At 70.5% G+C, this 20597-nt stretch carries 21 protein-coding genes and 1 pseudogene; 12 read left to right on the top strand and 10 right to left on the bottom strand.

Annotated elements, in window-relative coordinates; translation table 11 throughout:
- Nucleotides 1-2336 (bottom strand): lipase family protein (locus ACZ7LK_RS29280; RefSeq protein WP_471144397.1); only part of this gene is annotated, 2336 nt, incomplete at its 3' end.
- A 654-nt stretch (nt 2337-2990) separates the two neighbouring features.
- Nucleotides 2991-3236 carry a hypothetical protein gene (locus ACZ7LK_RS29275; protein ID WP_471144243.1) on the bottom strand — a complete coding sequence of 82 codons (246 nt, stop codon included), beginning with the start codon at nt 3234-3236 and terminating at the stop codon, nt 2991-2993.
- Nucleotides 3237-3411: 175 nt separating this feature from the next.
- Between ACZ7LK_RS29275 and ACZ7LK_RS29270 the strand changes: the two genes are divergently transcribed.
- The 4 genes from ACZ7LK_RS29270 (at nt 3412) to ACZ7LK_RS29255 (ending at nt 6144) form a co-directional block, all read left to right on the top strand.
- A protein-coding gene (locus tag ACZ7LK_RS29270; RefSeq protein ID WP_471144242.1) for an IS5 family transposase occupies nt 3412-4241 on the top strand; the annotation gives its coding sequence in 2 pieces (ribosomal slippage) (nt 3412-3754 and nt 3754-4241; 831 coding nt in all).
- 604 nt (nt 4242-4845) lie between these two features.
- Entirely contained in the window at nt 4846-5061 is a 216-nt protein-coding gene (locus ACZ7LK_RS29265; RefSeq protein WP_471144240.1) for a DUF6207 family protein, read from the top strand.
- Between the two features lie 415 nt (nt 5062-5476).
- Nucleotides 5477-5614, top strand: a complete 138-nt coding sequence (locus tag ACZ7LK_RS29260) for a hypothetical protein (RefSeq protein WP_471144238.1) — start codon at nt 5477-5479, stop codon at nt 5612-5614.
- Between the two features lie 23 nt (nt 5615-5637).
- Entirely contained in the window at nt 5638-6144 is a 507-nt protein-coding gene (locus ACZ7LK_RS29255; protein WP_471144237.1) for a hypothetical protein, read from the top strand.
- Nucleotides 6145-6442: 298 nt separating this feature from the next.
- On the opposite strand, the gene ACZ7LK_RS29250 is transcribed toward ACZ7LK_RS29255, so the two are convergent.
- Both ACZ7LK_RS29250 and ACZ7LK_RS29245 read right to left on the bottom strand, forming a co-directional pair.
- On the bottom strand, nt 6443-6931 hold the full coding sequence (locus ACZ7LK_RS29250; RefSeq protein WP_471144236.1) for an IS5 family transposase: 489 nt from the start codon (nt 6929-6931) through the stop codon (nt 6443-6445).
- A gap of 40 nt (nt 6932-6971) precedes the next feature.
- Nucleotides 6972-7571: a TetR/AcrR family transcriptional regulator gene (locus tag ACZ7LK_RS29245; RefSeq protein ID WP_471144234.1), complete on the bottom strand. Its 600-nt coding sequence runs from the start codon at nt 7569-7571 to the stop codon at nt 6972-6974.
- 115 nt (nt 7572-7686) lie between these two features.
- Here ACZ7LK_RS29245 and ACZ7LK_RS29240 point away from each other — a divergent pair, with 115 nt between their 5' ends.
- The gene (locus ACZ7LK_RS29240) at nt 7687-8301 is read left to right on the top strand and encodes a flavodoxin family protein (protein WP_469464535.1); all 615 of its coding nucleotides are present in this window, start codon (nt 7687-7689) and stop codon (nt 8299-8301) included.
- Nucleotides 8298-9410 carry an NAD(P)H-dependent flavin oxidoreductase gene (locus ACZ7LK_RS29235; RefSeq protein WP_469464534.1) on the top strand — a complete coding sequence of 371 codons (1113 nt, stop codon included), beginning with the start codon at nt 8298-8300 and terminating at the stop codon, nt 9408-9410. Before ACZ7LK_RS29240 ends, ACZ7LK_RS29235 begins: the two co-directional genes overlap by 4 nt.
- 206 nt (nt 9411-9616) lie before the next feature.
- On the opposite strand, the gene ACZ7LK_RS29230 is transcribed toward ACZ7LK_RS29235, so the two are convergent.
- Both ACZ7LK_RS29230 and ACZ7LK_RS29225 read right to left on the bottom strand, forming a co-directional pair.
- Entirely contained in the window at nt 9617-9748 is a 132-nt protein-coding gene (locus ACZ7LK_RS29230) for a hypothetical protein (protein ID WP_471144232.1), read from the bottom strand.
- 88 nt (nt 9749-9836) lie between these two features.
- Nucleotides 9837-10700: an alpha/beta fold hydrolase gene (locus ACZ7LK_RS29225; protein WP_471144230.1), complete on the bottom strand. Its 864-nt coding sequence runs from the start codon at nt 10698-10700 to the stop codon at nt 9837-9839.
- A 484-nt stretch (nt 10701-11184) separates the two neighbouring features.
- Here ACZ7LK_RS29225 and ACZ7LK_RS29220 point away from each other — a divergent pair, with 484 nt between their 5' ends.
- Genes ACZ7LK_RS29220 through ACZ7LK_RS29205 form a run of 4 tightly spaced genes read left to right on the top strand, consistent with a single transcriptional unit; the run spans nt 11185 to nt 17300 of the window.
- Complete coding sequence (locus ACZ7LK_RS29220; protein WP_471144229.1) at nt 11185-12456, top strand: phenylacetate--CoA ligase family protein; 1272 nt, start codon at nt 11185-11187, stop codon at nt 12454-12456.
- Nucleotides 12457-12502: 46 nt separating this feature from the next.
- Nucleotides 12503-13639 carry a GNAT family N-acetyltransferase gene (locus ACZ7LK_RS29215; protein ID WP_471144228.1) on the top strand — a complete coding sequence of 379 codons (1137 nt, stop codon included), beginning with the start codon at nt 12503-12505 and terminating at the stop codon, nt 13637-13639.
- Nucleotides 13636-14784 carry a LuxE/PaaK family acyltransferase gene (locus ACZ7LK_RS29210; protein WP_469464528.1) on the top strand — a complete coding sequence of 383 codons (1149 nt, stop codon included), beginning with the start codon at nt 13636-13638 and terminating at the stop codon, nt 14782-14784. Before ACZ7LK_RS29215 ends, ACZ7LK_RS29210 begins: the two co-directional genes overlap by 4 nt.
- Nucleotides 14781-17300 carry an acyl-CoA reductase gene (locus tag ACZ7LK_RS29205; RefSeq protein WP_471144226.1) on the top strand — a complete coding sequence of 840 codons (2520 nt, stop codon included), beginning with the start codon at nt 14781-14783 and terminating at the stop codon, nt 17298-17300. Before ACZ7LK_RS29210 ends, ACZ7LK_RS29205 begins: the two co-directional genes overlap by 4 nt.
- A gap of 613 nt (nt 17301-17913) precedes the next feature.
- On the opposite strand, the gene ACZ7LK_RS29200 is transcribed toward ACZ7LK_RS29205, so the two are convergent.
- Both ACZ7LK_RS29200 and ACZ7LK_RS29195 read right to left on the bottom strand, forming a co-directional pair.
- Nucleotides 17914-18384, bottom strand: coding sequence for a hypothetical protein (locus ACZ7LK_RS29200; protein WP_471144225.1), 471 nt, complete (start codon nt 18382-18384; stop codon nt 17914-17916).
- Nucleotides 18385-18415: 31 nt separating this feature from the next.
- Nucleotides 18416-18631, bottom strand: a complete 216-nt coding sequence (locus tag ACZ7LK_RS29195; protein ID WP_471144224.1) for a hypothetical protein — start codon at nt 18629-18631, stop codon at nt 18416-18418.
- 104 nt (nt 18632-18735) lie between these two features.
- On the opposite strand from ACZ7LK_RS29195, the gene ACZ7LK_RS29190 reads away from it, so the two are divergent.
- Both ACZ7LK_RS29190 and ACZ7LK_RS29185 read left to right on the top strand, forming a co-directional pair.
- Entirely contained in the window at nt 18736-19107 is a 372-nt protein-coding gene (locus ACZ7LK_RS29190) for a hypothetical protein (RefSeq protein ID WP_471144223.1), read from the top strand.
- A 41-nt stretch (nt 19108-19148) separates the two neighbouring features.
- The gene (locus tag ACZ7LK_RS29185) at nt 19149-19493 is read left to right on the top strand and encodes a DUF6233 domain-containing protein (protein ID WP_471144222.1); all 345 of its coding nucleotides are present in this window, start codon (nt 19149-19151) and stop codon (nt 19491-19493) included.
- A 101-nt stretch (nt 19494-19594) separates the two neighbouring features.
- On the opposite strand, the pseudogene ACZ7LK_RS29180 reads toward ACZ7LK_RS29185, so the two are convergent.
- Both ACZ7LK_RS29180 and ACZ7LK_RS29175 read right to left on the bottom strand, forming a co-directional pair.
- Nucleotides 19595-19777, bottom strand: a pseudogene (locus ACZ7LK_RS29180) (DUF6207 family protein); the annotation flags it as partial.
- Nucleotides 19778-19963: 186 nt separating this feature from the next.
- Nucleotides 19964-20437, bottom strand: coding sequence for a hypothetical protein (locus ACZ7LK_RS29175; RefSeq protein WP_471144220.1), 474 nt, complete (start codon nt 20435-20437; stop codon nt 19964-19966).
- Nucleotides 20438-20597: the final 160 nt, after the last annotated feature.

The following is a 20597-nucleotide window of genomic DNA, read 5'->3' as shown; positions in this document are numbered from 1 at the left end:
TTGGCGACGCCGGAGGGATCGCTGAGCTCGGCATGAGTGGCAGCTCGCTGGCCCAGGGTGTTGACGGCCTGGTCCGCGCCGGCCTCCCGCAGGGCCTTCAGCAGCGTGACGACGCCGTACGAACTGCTGAGATCGGCGTGAGCAGCCGGATCGCGGTCCAACAGCAACGCCAGTTCCCGGTCCGCACCAACCGCCCGCAACGACTCCAGCAGCCGGGCGACGCCGACTCGCGTGCTGAGGTTGGCGTGGGCGGCTGGGTTCCGGTTCAACAGCGTCGTCACTGCCTGGTCTGCCCCCGCTTCCCGCAGCGACTCCAGCAGCCGGGCGACGCCGCTTCCCGTGTTGAGGTTGGCGTGGGCGGCTGGGTTCCGGTTCAACAGCGTCGTCACTGCTTGGTCTGCCCCCGCTTTCCGCAGCCTGTCGAGTAGCTGGGCGACTCCGAACGGATGGCTGAGCTGGGTATGGGAGGCAGCCCACTGGGCGGCATGGTGGTGAGGATCGAGGGGGCCTTGAAGGTGGTCAATCATCTCGCTCGGCGTCCGCACGTCACCCGCAAGGACGGCTCTGCGTCCGATTTGAACGGCCTGTTTGCGTAGGCCAAGGCGCCAAGCGTTGTGAGACAAAAAGCCGAGGTCGTCAGGGTCGGTGGTGTGTGTGGTGAGCGCCTCCCACAGAGCGGGGGTACCGAGCTGGTCGGCGCGCAGGGCGCGGGCTTGCTGGTCGAGATAGTCGGCAGGCTCATATCGGGCGGGGGCGCCGGAGCGGGAGCGTAGGGCCGTGAGTGGGGGCAGGCTGTGGCGAAGGGTGCCGTCGGGGCGGTTTCTACTACTCAGGGCGTGCAAGGCTTGCTCCGCCCAGTCGGGGTCGGCACTGCGGTGGCGAGGGGCGAGGGATCCGTCGGCGGCTTCAGAGAGAAGGGCGGCGGGCAGAGGAGAGTGGTAGCCGAAGCGGCGGGCGTCCAGTGCAGCGTTGATCAGCGCGTGCTCGGCGTGGGTGAAGGCCGCTCCGGGCCCCTGCAGGTAGGCGTCCAGCAGTTGGGGGCCACCGCTGAGCTGTTGAACCACTCGTCCGTCACCCGCTCCGGCCTTCAACGCGTGGGCCAGCCGGTCGTCCATCCGGGCGGGGTCGAGCCAGCGATCACTGTCGCGCTCCGACAACTCAGCCGGAACAGGGATGCGCCGGGCGATCGGTCCCGTCAGCAGGGCCCTGGCCTGGCCGTGCGGATCCCCGGATACCCCTTCGGCTGTGAGTTCGCGCCAGTACGGCTCAGCCCATAGCGTCGCCACCGCCGCCACACCGGGCTTCCGCCCCAGGTGGTCCCGCAGCGCTGCGGCTGCCCGCTCGCCAGCCTCTCCGTACAGGCATCGCTGAGCTTCGTTGAGCCACAGCACTGTTCCTGCCTTGATCTGGCCCTGCTCGATGAGGGCGACAACGTCCTCCGCGGTGCCCGGGCGCAGGAGCCGACGGTCAGGGGCAAGAGCAAGGAGGGCCTCGTACAGGGCGCGAGTCTTGCCGGTGGAGGATTCGCCGGTCAGTACTGCCAAGACTGACGGACCGCTGTCCAGCGCCGGAGCAAGGACTCGGCGCAGATCGGCATCGTGATCGCGCAGAACGTAAGGCGTGAGGAGTGAGGAGGCGGCCGGTGTGCCGGGCGAAACCGCGGTATGGACTTCCAGCGTCGCCGCCGTGACCGATCTAGGAGTCTCTATTGGTCTGTCATTGAACGCCTTGACCAGGTGCCTTTTCAGGGCGGTGTAGGAACGGTGCTGCGATGAGTCGGGGTGCACGATCGAGTGGTGGTCCCCGGGGAGGGCACCCACGTCGTCAAAGTAGCCACGCGCCGAGGCGGCCGTGACGATGTCGTCCTCCTCAGCGGCATAGACCTTGATCGGGATCGGGCACGTGGACCCAGTGATCGTCGTGGCGTGAACGATCTTGCTGATCACAATGCGCTGAGCGTCAGCCACTGGCTCACTGAACGGGCGCAGTTGCTGTTCCTGAGGATTGAAGGGCAGCCCCCGGCGCAGGGCCCGGCCAAGATCTGAGCCGGTGTGTGGGCAGGCGAACATGACAATCAGACGGATGCGGCTCAGATCTTCCCCACGTCCCTCACCGAGCATTCGCGCTAGATAGCGCTGAACGACCAGCCCGCCCTGACTGTGGGATACCAACACCAGATCCTCAAAGCCTCCGCCCTCCGTCTCCAGGAATTCTTTGAGACTGTCGGCGACGGTCTCAAAGGTCGGGTTTCGGCGAAGGGGATGGAAAGACACCAGCGATGTTGCGTACTCGAAGCGCAACGGGGCGACGAACCCAAGATCGGGGTCGTCCGACATCAGTTCCACGAACTCGTCCCACACGGCGGGGTTTGACCCGAAACCATGGACGAATACCACGCCAAGCTGCTCATCAGTCGGTACCATCGCTCGCCCCCACGCATTAGTGGGATGTGGAAAACAGGCTCCCCGCCTGGGCCCAGCAGCCGGAGTGCAGCCTAGGCTTCTGCTTCCCTTACCGCGCCTGCTCGTGACACCGGCCACGCCCCTCGCCGAGTCGTGGAGCCCCCTTCGGGAGCATTCATTTCCAACCTATCCCCAAAAGTCGTGAGCGACGAGCCGTCACTGGCGCTCTCCCCCCTGAGCCCATCTGACACCCTCCTGGCCGATCAAGAAGCTTTCCGGATGTTGGCGGCTGAGACCTCGACGACAAGGCGCAGCCCGTGTGCGGACGTGCACCATGGAACCCGGCTTGCCCCTGTCCGCGGAGTTCGGACCTGTATGGGCCCGCTGTTTCTTAAAGCCCCGGGGCCGGCCGCTCGGCGGTCCGATCCGTCTCGATGTCGGAGCTGAGCATTCGTAGCGCCGGGACCGGGAACAGTGAAGGGACTACGGCGATGCTCCCAGTAGGGGTCAGGCAGCTGGTCCGCGCGCGGTCAACGATCCGTATCCGGCGCCAAGCCGGCAGAGCGAAGAACGTCCCCCCGGGGGGCACTACTCCCCGTCCCGCACCTCCGGCACCTTGTGCTTCAGCTCTCCGACGAGCTCGTTACTGTGGGCCATCATCTCGGCGGACCGTCGCTGCTTTGCCGCGGGCAGACAGGCCGAGAATCTGCCCTCGGGGATCGAGCCGAGGAAGCGGGGTGCCTCCAGGAAAATGCGGGCCGCCGGGTCGACCTCGGCATCGTCCCGGAAGAGGGCCTCATCGACCTGGAGGGCCCGGGCTAGGCCAGCACGCACTTGCATCGGAAATCTCGGTTGTGGCACCCGCGCGAAAGGCGGCGATGCCATCGGCGGTGACAGCCACCATGCCCGCATGCTCATTGACCAGCCCTGCGCTTCCTCTAAGAACTCCTAACGAAATGATCTTCGAGGTGGTTGGATCTCTCCGGGACCGATGATCCGGGGGTGCAGGATGGCGCGACCGAAGCCGTGGGAGGTCGACGACGAGCTGTGGGCGGTGATCGAGCCGCTGCTGCCCAAGGTCGAGCGCCGCATCCGGAATCCTGGGCGCAAGCGGCATCCGGACCGGCTGGTGTTCCAAGGCATCCTGTTCGTCCTGCACACCGGGATCAGCTGGGAACACCTGCCGCAGGAACTCGGCTTCGGCTCGGGCATGACGTGCTGGCGCCGTCTGGCGCAGTGGACCGAAGCCGGTGTGTGGGCCCGGCTCCACGAGGTCCTCCTGGCGAAGCTCCGCAGCGCGAACGCCCTGGACTTCTCCCGGGCGGCCGTGGACGGCTCCCACATCCGGGCGCTAAAGGGGGATCCAAGACGGGACGAAGCCCTGTCGACCGGGGCAGGACGGGCAGCAAGCATCACCTGATCACGGACGCGACCGGCATCCCGCTCGCCGTCACCCTGACCGGCGGCAACCGCAATGACGTCACCCATCTGATCCCGCTCCTCCAGGCAGTGCCACCGGTCCGGGGCAAGCGAGGCCGGCCCCGGCGGCGCCCCGATGTGGTGCTGGCCGACCGCGGCTACGACCACGACAAGTACCGCCGCCTGGTCTGGGACCTCGGAGTGAAACCGCTCATCGCCCGCCGGGGCACCGAGCACGGCTCCGGACTCGGCACTCAGCGCTGGGTCGTGGAACGCGCCTTCGCCCACCTGCACTGGTTCCGTCGCCTGCGCATCCGCTGGGAGATACGTGACGACATCCACGAAGCCTTCCTGAGCCTGGGATGTGCACTCATCTGCTGGCGCCGCCTCTCACGGCTGGCCCGGGACACTCCTGCCTAGTAGCCATTCCCTGACGCTCGGGGAGCTGTCTAGGAGTCGGCCGACCTCCATACCCTCGTCCCGGGAGATCACTCTCGGCAGAGGGGCGAAGTCATCAGGCAGGACGTCCAGCAAGTTCATCACGCGGTCTCCCCCATGAAGCGTGATGAGCAGTTCGCACCGCAACTGGCGCGGGATGCCGGGGCGATGGGGCAGGCTGTTCCACAGGGGCTGGCCACAGGTAGTGGGTCCCATCGGACGCTGCATTCGCCTGCACCCATGCCGGGTCCAATCGCTGGTTGAGGCGGAGCCCAGATGCCCGCTCCTCAAGCCTGACCAGCGAGGCCGTATCGAGAACCTTCAACTCCCGAGGCACCGGCTCATCCGAGTTCATCACCCCATGCTGCCCGACAACACTCCAACACCTGGAACCGGCCCATCAAAGATCATTTCGTTAGGAGTTCTAAGAGCTACGCGGCTCGTGGCCCCCGTCCTGTCGTATGGGGCCACGAACCGCACCTTCTGCCTACCTTTCCGCTCGCAGTGGTGCGACTGCGGGCTCGCCCTTTGGCGGCGGGGCGTCGCTCGTCCGGGTGGTACCGGCGGTCGGCGCCGAATCGGACCCGTGTCGGCCGTCGGTTGGGGCTTGGACATCGCCGAGCCGGGTCTCGCGGTTCTGGACGTCACCGGTGCCGACGAGGAGATGGTGCGGTTGGTGATGAAGGCTCTCCAGCAGCTGTGGTCGACATCGGGGGTGACCGCGGTGTGGCGGGTGCCCGGCGAGGCCGGGGTCAGGGCCCGGGTGTACGCCGACGTACGCCGCCACCCCGACGACACGTGAAGTCGCGAGCACCCGGCGGAGGGACCGCAGCACGACCGGCCGGGCCGCCGGAACGTTCATCCGGTGAACCTCCCGGCCCGCGCGAGTGATACGCCCGCCAAGAGCCACCCGGCGTACAGCCGGAGCCGGTACACCAAGCTGCGTGATCACTCCTCTTTTCGCACCGCCACGGCGGCCGCGCTCACCGTCCTGTCCCAGACGGCCCTCCCCACCACCGCCCCAGCCGCGCCGGCCCCCGCACCCCGCGTGGCCGTGACCGTGCCGCTGGCCAGGCCATCGCCTTTCTGCCGCGCGCCGCCGAGTCCCGCGACGGCTACACCCGCAGCAACTTCCGCCACTGGGTGGACGCCGACCGCGACGGGGCCCGTACGGCTTGCCCTCATCGGGTGTGAGTAGTCGGGTACAGGAAATCCCGGTGAGAACGATCACGGGCTCGGTGTGGGGTGCTGACGCGGTTCTCGTACTCGCGGCGGGCCTTGCGCTGGGCTGGGACCGCCGGAGCGCCCGGGCCGCCGTCGAGCGGCTGGCAGCGGGCGAGGCGGAGCTGACGTGAGGCAGCTCTGACAAGATGACGCGATGTTCGATTTTGGAATCGAGGGCTACCAGCCGTTGTGGTTGAACCGCCGGAGTGAGGTCGTGCGGGAGCATGCGCATCGCCTGCGTGGTCTTGCCGGCCGGACTCTGACGAGAGTCTGGATGGTCTGGGACCGTCAGGACGACAAGTGGTTCTGTGACTGCCCGGTCTTGTTCGACTTCGAGGGCGAGCAGGTCGAAATCAATCATCACAAGTTCGATGATCTTTCCCTCACGTGGAACACGATTGACCCCAGTGGCCCTGTCCGGTGGCCCGGCTTCGACCTGCAGTGGCGTTCCGAGTCTCTTCCCGGACTTCAGGCTGTGCGGGGCCTGTCTCTCAACGGGGTCGAACTGCTCGAGTGGACAGGCAGGGATCTGGCTCAGGGAAACGTCGACGTCAGCTTCGTCTTCGAGACGAGTCGGGTGACCGTTTTCAATGCTCTCGACGAGAATGGGCTGAGCTTCGCCCCGCCTGATCAGCGTCAGCGCTCGCACCCGCTCCACTGAAGCCTCTGGAGTAAGGCATACCGCCAGTTCAGGGTGGATTCTTGGGTGAGCCTGCGGCTCACGAGGTCGATCCTTGGAATGCGGATCACGACTTCGGAACGGTGTGAATGCCCACGACCGGTACTCGGCCGCCTCAAGGTGTCCGGGCTCGCTGATGTTCCAGACCAAGATCCCCACCAGGTGCACCCAGGTGTCGGGCCTCTGCTGGCCGCTCATGGAGCACGCCGTTGATCTCCTGGCCGTCGGGCAGAAGCACCGTGATCGGCGGCGGGGCATCGGCGCTGGACACCGCTCCACCCTAGGGGTTGTCGTCAAATGTCACACCCACATCAGCAGCGATGCGAGGGCGACGGCTCGGCGGTCTTGTCGTAGCGGGTGGCGATGCCGCGCCACTGCTTGAGGCGGTTGAAGCCTCTGGACCGGCCGAGTCCTGGGTTGCGAAGCCCCCTTTTCGCGCTCCCGCCGCGTGCTGGTGGGCCCGAACGATCGTGGAGTCGACCGACACCAGCCACTCGATGTTCCCGGCCGCGTCGGCCTTGGCCTGGGCGGCCCTGAGCATCCGCTCGAAGGTGCCGTCCTTGGCCCACCGGCGGAAGCGGGTGCGCAGCGCGGCCCAGGAGCCGTACCGCTCGGGCACGTCCCGCCAGGCCGAGCCGGTCCGAAACTTCCACACGATCCCGTTGAGGACCGTCCGGTCGTCCAGCCGTCTGCGGCCCCGCTCGGGCCGGGGCAGCAGTGGCTGCACGAACGCCCACTCGGCATCGGACAGTTCATGGTGGCGTATCACCCGACCATGATCCCGACCGAAGATCATTTGACGACAAACCCTAGCCCGCGGCTCCGAGCAGCAGCAGTGTGTGCGGCCACAGGTCGTCGAGGACACTGGGGTCGTTCTTGAGCTTGGCGAACATGACCAGTCCTTCGATGTGGGCGACCACGGCCCGCGCGGTGGCCTCTGTCGCTCGCTCGCGGGGGACGGTTCCCTCATCGGCGGCGGCGCCGAGGGTGGCGGCGACGAGTGCGATCTGTTCGTCGAAGATTTCTTCCAGACAGGCCCGCACGGCGGGCTCCTGCGTGGAGAGCTCCAGTGCGAGGTTGCCGAGGAGGCAGCCGTCGACCGTTCCCGAGGTCTCCTTCATCCGACGCTGCAGCTGCGCCATGGTGTTCAGGAGTCGCCGCAGGCGGTCGAGGGCGGGGCCGGTGGCGGCCAGCTCGGTGGTCCAGCAGGTGCGCTCGGCGTTCCAGTAGGCGTTGACGGCCTCGACCGTCAACGCCTGCTTGGACTCGAAGAAGTGGTAGAAGCTGCCTTTCTTCACCTCTGCCTTGGCGCAGATCTCGGCGACACCGAGGCTGCTGTATCCACGGGTCCGCATCAGCGCCCCGGTGGCGTCGATGAGGCGGTCGCGTGCGGTGCTGGTGCGTCCCATGGACCGAGTATACGGCCGGTCAACTATTTGACCGACGGGCTGGGAAATAGTTGACCGGTCGCCTAGTGTCAGCCGTGTTGATCCGCACCGGACCACAGAAGACGAAGGGACACCCATGTCCGCACCACTTTCCGTCGTCATCGCCCATCACAGCGGCTACGGCCACACGCGGCGCCAGGCCGCCGCCGTCGCGGCTGGCGTGGATACGGTCCCCGGCGTGCGCGCCGATCTGCGGGACGTCGCCGCTCTGGACGACAGCCTCTGGGCGGCTCTCGAGGACGCTGACGCGATCATCTTCGGCTCGCCCACCTACATGGGGTCAACCTCCGCCGTCTTCCAGCGTTTTGCCGAGGCCAGCGGCAAGGTATGGGCCGAGCAGGGCTGGCAGGGCAAGCTCGCGGCCGGCTTCACGAACTCCGCCGGCATCAACGGCAACAAGGACAACGCCCTGCTCTCCTTGGCCGTCCTCGCCGCACAGCACGGCATGACCTGGGTCTCGCTCGGCCTGCTCCCCGGCTGGGCCTACACCTCCACTGGCAGCCCGGACGACCTCAACCGTCTCGGCGGCTTCGTCGGCGCCATGGCTCAGTCCGCCTCCGACCTGGGCCCCGACCAGGCCCCCACGGACTCGGACCTGCGCACCGCCCACCACCTCGGCGCCCGCGTCGCCCGCACCGCTCTCCAGTTCGCCCGCGGCCGCGAGGCCGCCGCCCCGGCGGTGACCGCGTGACCCTCACACACAGCCCGGGCCGGCTCGGCAGTCTGCTGGGCATCGACCACCCCATCATCCAGGGCCCCTTCGGCGGCGGACTCTCCTCCGTCGCCCTCGCCGCCGCGGTCAGCGAGGGCGGTGGCCTCGGCTCCTACGGCGCGCACATCCTCACGCCCGAGGCGATCACAGGGCTCGTCACCGAGCTGAAGGCCGCAACGAGCCGGCCGTTCGCCGTGAACCTCTGGGTGCCGCTGGAGGGCGAGCGCTCCGCGCTGCCGGACCGAACGGAACTCACCGCCCACACCGAGCGGCTCCGCCCCTACTACGACCAACTCGGCGCCGCCGCCCCTGCCTACGAGGCCCTCGAGGCCCTGCCTAACTTCGACGACCAGGTCGACGCGCTCCTCGCCGCCGCGCCGCCCGTCATCAGCTTCGTCATGGGTATCCCGCCTCGCCGTGTCGTCGACGGGGCGCGCCGCCGAGGCATCGCCCTGATCGGTACGGCGACGACAGTGGACGAGGCCGTCGCCCTCGATGACGCGGGCCTCGATGCGATCGTGGCCTCGGGCAGCGACGCGGGCGGGCACCGCGGGGCGTTCCTCGCGCCCGTACGGGAGTCGCTGGTCGGCACCTTCTCGCTGGTGCCGCAGATCGCCGACGCCGTGACCGCGCCCGTCATCGCGGCGGGCGGCATTGCCGACGGCCGCGGCATCCGGGCCGCCCTCGCCCTCGGCGCCGACGCCGTGCAGATCGGTACCGCATTCCTCGCCACCCGGGAGTCCGGCGCAAGTGACGTCCACAGGCGTCGGCTCGGGACCCCAGCGGCCCGTACGACCGTCCTCACCCGGCTCTTCTCGGGCCGCACCGCCCGCGGCATACCCAACCGGTTCGTCCGCGACATGGCGGCGTACGAGGACGCCGTGCCGCCCTACCCCGTCCAGAACGCGCTGATGCAGCCCATCCGCCGGGCAGCCGCAGCCCAGGGGAGGCCGGAGTACGTGAACCTGTGGGCCGGGCAGGCAGCGGCGCTGGCCGGCGATGGCCTGCGCGCAAGGGAGTACCTGGCCCAGCTGGTCAAGGAGCTCCCGGGCCGAGGCGTTCCCTTCGGATCACCTCGCGCCCGTTGAAGATGCCCCTGCGGTGAAGCGCGGCCACCGGCCGCTGTGATCGAGTGGCGGTGTCATGCCACCGCCACTCGGTCACAGCATCGGCGTCGGGCGATCCGGTCGAGCGGATCCCTTCCACCGGACCAGCAGCACCGCGCAGCGCCGCTGACGAGAGCGCCACACACGGCACTTCGGTGTCGCTGGTCTCCTGCGGCGGCGACTGCCGCCTATTTCTTCGTCTCCTCGGTCGCCTGCTGGGTGCGGAGCGTCACCTCGATGCGGTCGTTGCTGAGCCAGCGGAACAGGATCGGCCCGAGAGCGACGACGAGAGCGCCGGCGACGGGGAAGGGCCATGACAACCCGAGTGCGCGGGCCAGCAGTCCGCCCAGCAGGAGCCGGGCCGGGCTCGTAGGCGACGTACGCCCCGGCTGCTCGAGTACGCCGCCGTCAGCGCGCGTGGTCGAGCAGGGTGCGCAGGACGGCTTCCGTGTGTGTCCAGAGCAGGGATCCCGCTGCGTCGGGGAGCAGATGCCGGGTTGCCGTCGGGAGCGTTCCCGCCAGCGATGCGCCGAGGTCGGGAGAGTGGACCGGGCTGGTGTCGTGCTGCCCGTACCAGAGGTCGATCGGGACGGTGGTGCCGGCGAGGTCGAACGGCCAGCGGGCCATGGCGAGAGCGGTGTCGCGGGCGTGGCCCGCCGGGCCCTGGCTGAAGGCCTCGTCCATCGCGTGCCGGAAGGCTTGCCGGAAGGCCGGGTCGGTGTAGACCGCGCGGTCGGCCTCGGGGCTCGTCGTGATGATCAGATCCCACAGTGCGTCGGCGCTGCCGAAGTCTGCGAAGGAGGCCGTAGCGGCGTGGGGGTCGGCCGCGACGGTGTCCACCATGGCTTTCACCTGCGGGGTCAGTGAGTGGGTGAAGCGAGGATGGGCGAGTTCGTCGCTGCCCGACACCACGGCGACGGCTTTCACCAGGCCGTCTGCCGCCAGGGCGAGGGCAAACGGAGCCCCCTGCGAGAACCCCACCACCGACGGCGCGTGGAGGGCCTGGTCCTGGATGATGTGCCGCAGGTCGGTGGCCCAGCTGGACAGGGTGCGGCCGGGGGCCGGGTCGGAGGCTCCCAGGCCGGGCCGGTCCACGCTGACGAGCCGGACCCCGAATGTATCGACGGCATCGCCGCCGAAACCGAGCCACCTGCTGGTCGCCGCCCCCGGGCACAGCAATACGGGAGTGCCGTCGGCCGGCCCCCACTCCGCCCAGCCCATGTGCCTGCCGTCCGGCAGCCGGGTCCGTCCGAGCCGAGCCGGCTCCCTCACGCCGTAATCCATGATCCGTATCGCCCCCTGCACCGCACGCATCGTCGGCTTCCGCCTCTGACGGGTCACGTCGGCCCAGCATCAAACACGATGATCCACCTGCCCGGCCGAGCCGCGCATCCCTCAGCCCGGCGACGGTGGCACCTCGTGGACCGCGGCCCGGGCGGACGGGGCCGGTGCCGCGCAGGTCGCCTCAAGCACGGGGGCGCGGCACGCGTTCCCGAATCGGCAGAAGAATGATCGGAATGGTTGATTCCGTAACAACTCTTGTTTCAGCCACCCAAAGCGAAATAATTGCTGTCAATTTTGCGATGAGCCGACGAATGATTCATCATCATGACTGCGCGTCAGATGTCGGCGCGCCACGGGAGCGGGGGATCCGGAGTCTCCCCCGCACAACGCTCGATCCCGCCGGCGGCGAGTTCGTGGGCTTGCCCCGCCGCGGTGACTCCCACCCAGACACCTTCACCTAGGCAAAGGCCGCATGTCCGCCCATCAGCTATCGGACCTCATACGTTTCGCCCGTCACAACTCGCCCTTCTACCGGGAGCTCTACGCCTCCCTTCCGCCGGACGCCCATCGCCTCACCGACCTGCCGGTCGTCGACCAGGAGGCGTTCTGGGCGGCCAACACCCGCCACGGCAACCGTGTACTGACCGGTCCGCTCAGCGAGGCGACCGTCTACCAGACCGGCGGGACGACTGGCGCACCCAAGTTCTCCGTCTACACCCGTGACGAGTGGCGCACCTTCGTGACCGCCTTCGGTCACGGGCTCGTGGACGCAGGACTGCGCCCGGGGCACCGGGTCGCGGACCTGTTCTACGCCGGTGAGCTCTACGCCAGCTTCCTGTTCGTCCTGGATGCGCTCGCCCACTGCCCCGTCGACAACGTCCGTCTGCCGATCGGCGGCGCGGCACCCCTGGAGTCGACGGTCTCCACGCTGCGGGACTTCGCGGCCCAGGTCGTGGCGGGCACGCCGACCACCCTGTGCCGGCTGGCCGAGCACCTGATCGCGGCCGGTCTGCGGCTGGACGACGTGGAGCTGGTGCTCTTCGGCGGCGAGGCGCTCTTCGCCGACCAGCGGCGGCTGCTGGCCAGCGCGTTCCCGAACGCCGCCGCGCGGTCCGTCGGTTACGCCAGCGTCGACGCCGGCCTGCTCGGGCGCCCCGTGCCGGGCCCTGACCCCCGGGTGCACCGGGCGTTCGCACCGTACTCGGTCGTCGAGATCCTCGACGACGCGACGGACGAGCCCGTCACCGAACCGGGGCGTCCCGGGCGGGTCGTCGTGACCAGCCTCTTCCGCCGCCTCATGCCCGTCATCCGCTACCCGGCCGGCGACCGCGCCGAGTGGACCGACACCGAAGCCGGCCACTTCCGCATCCTCGGCCGCGCCGAGGAGGGCGTACGGGTGGGGCCCGTGTCCCTCTACGCGCGCGACGCGCAGGACGCCGTGGCCGACGCGGACACCACCGGCCGCGTCATCGGCATGCAGTTGGTCGTACGCCGCTGGGACGGCCGGGACGGGCTGGTCCTGCGCTTGGCCACCGCCCCGGGCGACGACGACCCGGCCGGCCTGGAGGAGCTCACCGGGACGATCACGGCACGGTTGGAGAAGGCCCGGCCGCTGTACCCGGACAGCGTCCGCGCCGGCTTCGTGCACCCGCTCGCCGTCGAGTGGGCGCGCCACCGTGACCTCGCCGTCAACGCGCGTACGGGCAAGCTCGTCCGCGTGCTCGACGAGAGGCCGACGACATGAGCGGCCACCGCGCGGACCGCCCGGGCTCGCCGTCGGGAGGCGGACGGTGAACGCGGTGATCGCACCCGCGCACGGCGCCGACATCGCCGAACTGCGCCAGCTGTACTACGCCGTCTACGGGCCCCACTACCCCGTCGCCCTGGGCACCGACCCGGTGGCGATGGCCCGGCTCATCGAGGACCCGCACACGCTGTGGCTCGTCGCCCGCTGCCCGGACACCGGCGCGCTGGCCGCGTCGGCCGCCGTCCGCGGGGAACCGGGCGGGCGGGTCGGCCGGCTGGAAGGGCTCGCCGTGCACCCCGACCACCGGTCCGGGGGCCTGGCCGCCCGCCTCACCGAAAGGCTGTGCGCCGGGACGCTGGCGGCGGGACGGCTGGACTCGGTGTACGCCACGGTGCGCACCGTCAGCCCCGGCCCGCAGCGCGTCGTCGCGCGCAACGGCTTCCGCCCGCTCGGCGTCCTGCCCAACGCGGTGGATCTGAGCAACCGTGAGAGCCTCGCGCTCTACGCGCGTCACCGCCCGGGTGTGCTGGAGCGCCGCCATCCAGTGCGCGAGGTGCCCGCGCCGCTGCTCCCGCTCCTGCGGACCGTCGAGCGCTCGCTGGGCATGCGTTTTGCTGGCACGCGCGCGGTGGCCCCAGCCCGTGCGACCGGGGGCGGTTCGACCGAGCAGCTGGAGACGATCGAGGCGCCCGCCTTCGTGCGCCGGCGCTTCCGCGAGCGGTTCCCGGACGCGGAGCGCTGGTTCTACCCGCTGCACACGCCCAACGTACTGCTCACGCCGGAGGACGGGCGATTCGAGGTGTACGCCTACCTCAACCGCACCGGCCGCTACTGCTCGCTCGTCGCCGCCCATCCCGATCCGGCCGCCGCGGCCGCGTACCTGGAACCCGTCACCCGGACCCTGACCAGGGCCGGCGCCGGGTACGTCGAGGCGCTGGTGCCGCTGGCGCACCACGACGCGCTCTCGGCCTTCCTCGCCCAGGGGTTCGTGGCCGGTGCGCTGTACCCGGCGATGCGGCGGGAGGGGGACGGCTTCCACGACTACGCCGTGCTGTCCCGTTCCACGGAGCGGATCGACTTCCGTGACGTCGTCGTCGAGCCGCCGCTCCAGCCGTACCTGGACTGCTACCTGTCGGCCTGGGCATCGGCCCACCTGCCCCCTTTCGAGGTTGCCTCATGAACCCTCATCTCGCCCCAGTCGAGGTCCCCGACCCGGCCCTCCTGCCGCACGTGCAGCAACTGTGCGACCTGGCCGACCCCTACGCCCACGGTCCCGCCGAGGACGGGCTGTTCGCCGCGGCCATGGCGGAGATCAACGCCTGGCACGCCGAACGGTCGCCGTTCTTCCGCTCGTTGTACGAGGCGACACCACCGGCGCTGCCGTACCGGACGCCGCTGGTGCACGCCGCTTTCTTCAAGCGCCACGAGGTGCTGTCCATCCCGCGCGACCGCGTGGACCTGCACCTGACGTCCTCGGGCACCACCGGCCAGAAGTCGCAGATGTTCTTCGACCGGTGGACCATCCGCGCGGCGCAGCGCATGGTGGCGCGGATCTTCGAGCGCAACGGGTGGATCACCCCGGACCAGGAGGTCAACTACCTCCTGTACAGCTACGAGCCGGCGCCCGCCCTCAATCTCGGCACCGCCTTCACCGACAACTACCTCTGCGACTTCGCGCCCGCCCGCTCGGTCGCGTACGCGCTGCGCAACACCGGCAAGGAGCACGAGTTCGACCCCTTCGGGTGCGTGGCGGCGCTGCAGCGCTTCGAGCGGGACGGCGCGCCGGTCCGCATCCTCGGCTTCCCCGCCTTCCTCTTCTTCACCATGGAGCGGATGCGGGCCATGGGCCTGCCGCCGCTGCGGCTGCCCGAGGGTTCGCTCGTGGTGCTGGGCGGCGGCTGGAAGGGCCATGCGGACCGGCGCATCGGCAAGGTGGAGCTGTACGCCCGCGTCAGCGAGCAGCTGGGCATCCCGGGGGAACGGATCCGCGACACGTTCGGCTCCGTCGAGCACTGCATCCCGTACATCGAGTGCAACCACCACCGCCTGCACGCACCGGTCTGGTCACGGGTGACCATCCGTTCCACGCGGACGCTCGAGCCGCTGCCGTACGGGGAGACGGGCTACCTGCACCTCGTGTCGCCCTACATCACCTCCGTACCGGCCCAGAGCGTCGTCATGGGCGACCTCGCCTCGGCGCAGCCCGGGGCGGCGTGCGGGTGCGAGCTGACCACCGACTGGTTCACCGTGCACGGCCGCGCCGGAGTGAGCCGCAACCGGAGCTGTGCGGTGGCCGCCGCCGAACTGATGAAGGGGATGTCATGACGACCGTGCAGCCGCACCGCGCCGACGCACACCACTGCTGGCAGGGCGCTTTCATCGACGACGAGGAGGCCGGGCGACGGCTGGCGGACCTCGCGGGGACGGTCGAGGACGCGCTCGGCACGCCGCTGGAGACGGAGGCCCTGCTCGGCGCGTGCGACGCCCTGGCCACCGCCCTCGCGGACCCGGTGCACCCGGTGCACGCCCGGCTCGCGCCCCATCTGCCCGAGGGTGAGGGTGCGGCGGTGCTCGCCGAGATCGCCGGCGCCCTCAGCCGGCGGGAGCTGACGCGCAAGCTCCGCCGTGAGCTCGGCGGTGCCGCGCCGCACCGGCTGAACCGTCCCGACGCGCGGGAAACGGTGTACGAGGCGTGGGCGCCCGTCGGACTGGTCGCGCACATCGTGCCGGGCAACGCCGCGACCGTCGCACCGCTCGGTGTCGTCGAGGGCCTGCTCGCCGGGAACGTCAATGTCCTGAAGACCAGCGGCGGTGACACGCTGCTCGCCCAGCACCTGCTGGCCGAGCTGGCCGCGCTGGACCCGAGCGGCGCCGTGGCCGCCCGTGTCATCGTGCTGCGCTTCCCGTCCGCGCGGCAGGAGTGGCTGCGTCTGATGTGCGCGCCGGCCGACGCGGTCGCCGTCTGGGGCGGCGAGAGCGCGGTGGAGGGCGTTGCGGCCCATGTGCCTCCGGGCTGCCGGCTGGTGGAGTGGGGGCACCGCATCTCCTTCGCCTACCTCACGCGGGAAGCCTGGAGCGATGCCGGCACGCTCGAGTCGCTGGCGGACGACGTCTGCCTGTACGAGCAGCAGGCGTGCGCCAGTCCGCAGGTGGTCTACCTCGACACGGAGGACGACGCGGAGCTGTTCGCGTTCGCGGAGCGTTTCGCCGCGGTGCTGGCGGCGCGGGAGCCGGCCCCGGCCGATCATGCTCCGGACCTCGCCGAGGAGGCGGAACTGAGCACCACGGAGCTGCTCGCCCGGCTGGAGGAGCACCTCGGGCTGACCCGCGTGTTCGCCGCGCCGGACGGCTCGTGGCGGGTCATGGCCGACACCCGGCCCGCCCTCACCGCCTCGCCGCTGCACCGCAGCGTGTGGGTCAAGCCACTGCCGCGCAAGCGGCTGATCGGCACGCTGCGACCGATGCGCCGGTACCTGCAAACCATGGGTCTGGCGGGCGGTCGCGGTGATGTCGCCGAGCTCTCCCGTCTCGCACTGGCCGCCGGGGTCACACGCGTCACGCCCCTCGGCTCCATGCACGCGAGCTACTCGGGTGAACCGCACGACGGGGTGTACGCCCTGCAGCGCTACAGCCGCCGCGTGGCGGTGCGGGCCGACGAGCGGTTCGCCAACACCGCCTGCCTGGACGACCTGGCCAGGCCCGTCGTCCTCCCGCCGCCCTCGGGGCCCCTGGTCGGCAAGGAGGAGGCGCAGGAACGCGGGCGTCACGTCTCGCGGGAGGACGCCGAGCTGTACTTCCGCAGCGGCGGCACCACGGGCCTGCCCGCCCTGTCGCTGTTCAGCTACGACGACTACGACACGCAGATGCACGCCGCCGCCCGCGGTCTGCTCGCCGCGGGTTACGACCCGGTGCGCGACCGGACGGCGAACCTTTTCTACTGCGGCGGCATGTACGGCAGTTTCATCAGCTTCTTCTCCATCCTGGAGCGGCTCGGCGGCGTCCAGCTGCCGCTAGCGGCGGGCCCCGACCACCGGGCGACGGCCGAGGCGCTGATCGCCCACCGGGCGGACACGCTCTTCGGGATGCCGTCGTACCTGTGGCAGCTGCTGCACGACCAGGCGGACGCGCTGCGCTCCTACGGCGGCATCCGCAAGATCTTCTACGGCGGCGAGCACTTCACCGACGCGCAGCGGCGCACGCTGCGGGAGACCTTCGGCGTCGACGTCGTCCGTTCGCTGACGTACGGCAGCACCGATCTCGGCCCGCTCGGCTACCAGTGCACGGAGAGCACAGGCGGCGTGCACCACCTCCACGCCGACCTGCACACCATGGAGATCCTGGCGCTTGACTCGGACCGGCCGGTGCCGCCCGGCGAGACGGGCCGCCTGGTCTTCAGCACCCATGCCCGGCGCGGCCAGGACCTGGGCCGGTACGTCATCGGCGACCTCGGCCGCGCCGTTCCCGGACGCTGCCCCTGCGGCAGCCACGCCCCTCGCTTCGAGCTGCGCGGGCGGCTGGGTGACGTGATGCGGGTCGCCACGTACTTCCTCGACCACAGGCGCTTCGTGACCCTCGCCGGGGAAGAAGGCGGCTACCAGGGCGAACTGCAGATCGTGCTCGCCGGGCAGGACGCGCGCGAACGGCTCACCGTCCGCGTGGAGCGGTCCTGCGCGCCCGATCCCGAAGGGCTGCGGGCGGTCCTGCTGAGCGGCTACCCGGAGCTGCGCACGGCCGTGGAGGAGCGGCTGCTCGACCTGTCGGTCGAGGCGGTGGACGGCGCGGCACTAGACCGCAGCCCGAGGAGCGGCAAGCTGCGCTCGGTGGTGGACACGCGGGGGTAGCGGGCGGGCACGGCGCGCGTCCCGGCAGGTCCCGTTCCCCCGCGTGACGCGGGGCGGGCGGGGCGCCGGACCGTCTGCCCGACGCCCTGCCCCCTGGTGGGGAGGGATCCTTGTGGCGGGGACGGCTGGGCGGCCGAGTGCGTGGGCATTGATGGCATACCGAGGCGCCGTGTGCCGAGGGGGATGCATGTCCGCGCAGCAGGACCCGGTGGCCAGTCCGGCCGAGCAGCTTTACGTCCAGAACCTGAACGCGCTATTGGAACGTACGGATGTGTCCCAGAGGGCCTTCGCCAAGAAGTACGCCTTCAGCCCCGCGATGGTGTCCCGGTATCTCTCGGGGCAGCGCTTTCCCTCGCACCAGTTCGCCTCCGCCCTCCTCGACGCTCTCGTGCTGGCAGGCTGCCCGCCCCGCCCAGCCCGGCCGACTCGGCCGGGCCTCGCACCTATGGGTCAGGGACCATCAGGGCGGCGTCGAGCCAGGCCGCGCCGCGGTGGACGAGGGCCCAGTGGACGAACAGCGGGCCGTACTCGCCGAAGGCCGCCGTGCCAGGGGTGTGGAAACGGCCGCCTCCGTAGAGGAGGCGGCCGCTGGGGCGCTCAGTCAGGCGGGGCTTTAGACGCGGTCCTGGAAGATCGTGTACCAGGGGTACGTCCCCACCACGGCGCCGTCGGCCGTCACGGCGTCCAGTGTGTAGAAGTACGTGTTCCCTTTCGTTGCCGTGAGGTCCGTCCACGTTCGGGCGTCGGCCGGGAGCAGGCCGTCGTGCTGGGGGTCGTACGCCTTGGTCGCGGGGTTCCACCGATTCACGCGGTAGCCGGTGACGGCGCCGCACCGGGTCGTGTCGGTGCACTGCCAGTCGCCGGACGGGCGGGTGGCCGTCGGGTTGTGGCTGAGGCTGCCGAGGTTCCAGTCCCGGGTGACCGTCACGGAGGGCCGGACGTCGAGCTCGGTGGCCTCGACGGCGGTGATCTTAGGGTCGCTCGGGTGCAGCCCGTTGCCCCAGTGGTCCTTCGCGATCACCGCGTACACGCGTGTCTCGCCGTCCGGCAAGTTGCCGCAGACGATCGCGAGCGGGCTGCTCACACCCTCCCAGCAGTGGTCGGGGCCGAGCCACTTAACCGTGCCGTCGGCCTGCCTGGCGCCGGAGGAAGGTCTGGCCGGTCGCGGGCGGCGCGTCGACGAAGGAGGGGGTGGTGAGCAGCGAGCTACCGCTGACCTGCGCCCACGGGGTGTTGCTCAGCCGCCGGTAGACGCGGTACCCGGCGAGGTCCATCTGGCGGTCAGGGGCTTCGGCGGGTGGCCGGGGCGGGCAGCTCCCGGTACGGGCCACGGGCCGTGGGTGGCCGGGTGCGGGTACCGACTCGGCGCCTGTCGGGTGACCGGCGGAGGGCCGGGGCGTGTCCCAGATAATCGAACAGGCGTATGATTCTGGCCATGGCTGAGACCGCGTTCCCCGATGACCTGCGTGCCGCGCAGACCCGCCTTCACCAGGCCACCGCCGAGCTGGCCGCGCTGTGTGAGCGGCTGCCATGGAGTGTGGAACCGCTGCCCGGCTGGCCGGGCACGGAGCACCCGCACACCGGTGAGGTGACCGGCGGCCGCGAGGCGAGCCCGGGCTGGACCGAGGAGGAGAAGGCGGCCGTCGACCGGCTCCGCACGCGGTGCCTGAAGCTGTCCGTGGAGGTCAGCGGCCACCCCTTCTGGCAGCAGGTCGAGAGGGAGAAGGTCGCCATGGCCCGCTCGGAGCTGAAGCAGGCCACCCGAGCCGCCGCGGCGGCGGCCTTGGACGTCGCCGAAGCCGCCTGACCACTACCCCTTCGTACGACGATCCCGACAGGACCGAGACTGTGTCCGACCCGCTGCCGCCCCCGTATCCGCCGGACGACGAGCGGCTGGCCGACATCGAGACGTACCTGACCGTGCAGCTGATGTACGTCCGCCAAGCGCGCGCGGCCGAAGCCCGGCGCCGCGAGACCCAGCAGCGCACCGCCCCACCGCCCCCGCCCGCCTACCGGCTCCAGCGCGGCCTGGACGCCGCCCGCACCGTCGTCCGGGTACACCTCGGCGACTGCGCCCTGGCGAAGAAGGGACCAGGCGTGGACGACCTGACCGCCCGGCGCGCCCTGGTGGAGGGCGTCGAAGCGTGTGCGGTGTGCCGGCCGGACACCGAGCTCGGCCTGATCGACGGGTAGAGGACCTCCCGCCCCGCGCGGGCTGCGGTCGCCCGGTCGGGCGGCGGCGGGCGTTGAGCTTCGGGTCGTGTCAGGCGTCGTGGTACGGGGTGGCGGCGGATGTCGGCGTACACCCGGGCCCGCACTCCCGCCTCGCCCGGGACCCGCCACACCGGGGTGACGCCGGAGGTCGCCCACAGCCGCTGAAGACCCTCCATCACTGCCGCGACCGTCTCCTCGTCGGCCGCGGTGACGTCCAGGACCACCAGCCCCGGCTCGCCGATGTGCTGCTCGCCAATGTCCATGCCCCAAACGACGGCTGGACACGGGCGGATCGCCCATGTTCGACGTCCCAGTGAACGGCTGAGCGCCCATCTAAGCCCTCCGGACACCGTCGAGCCTACGAGGGGGCCTTGATCCGGCGTCCGCCCCCCGCATCAACGCGGCCGACGCCTGAAGGAACCCGCCGCCGCGCCGCCGTGCGGCTGGATTCAGCGGTGGTAGAGGTAGCCGGTCATGCGGAAGCTGGCTTTGTCCGGGCTGATGCCCAGGGCGGTGCCGATCGTCTCGGGTGACAGGTCATCGGCCTCGACCGCGTGCGCGGCCTGGTGGGCGACATCGCGGACCAAGCCTTCGAGCGTGCTCACGGCCTTGAGGACGGCGAGGGGCGCCTGCCCGGCGAACCGGTACAGCTGCTCGTCCAGCTGCGTGATTGTCTCGGCGAGTTCCTCGGGCAGGGGGACTGTCTGCCGCTCGACGGTGTCGATGTGCGCCCTCCAGTCGCCGTAGGCGTGGGAGGTGTCGAGGCCCTGGCCGGCGTAGGCCCACCATTCGCTGGTCCACCAGCCCGTTCCGGCGCCGCTGCCGCAGTCCAGGTAGACGGGTTTGGGCTCGCTGCCGTCGGCCAGGACCGCCCCGGTGATGCCCTCGTGGCACGACCCGAACGGCTCCACGCTCCATCCCACCGCACACCTCCCCCGGGGCCGGACACGCGCCGGCTCCCGTCGCCGACGATGCCCGCCTCTGCTGCCCGGCCGGGGGGTGAACGGGCGAAGACGACCGGAACGAGTACCGCCGGCCGCCGGTGGCCGCAAGGATCCGCGCCGCCCTGTCCCGGCGTGCGGC

It is taken from the genome of Streptomyces sp. NPDC039423, assembly GCF_055598725.1.
This window is presented reverse-complemented; position numbering and strand designations above follow the sequence as displayed.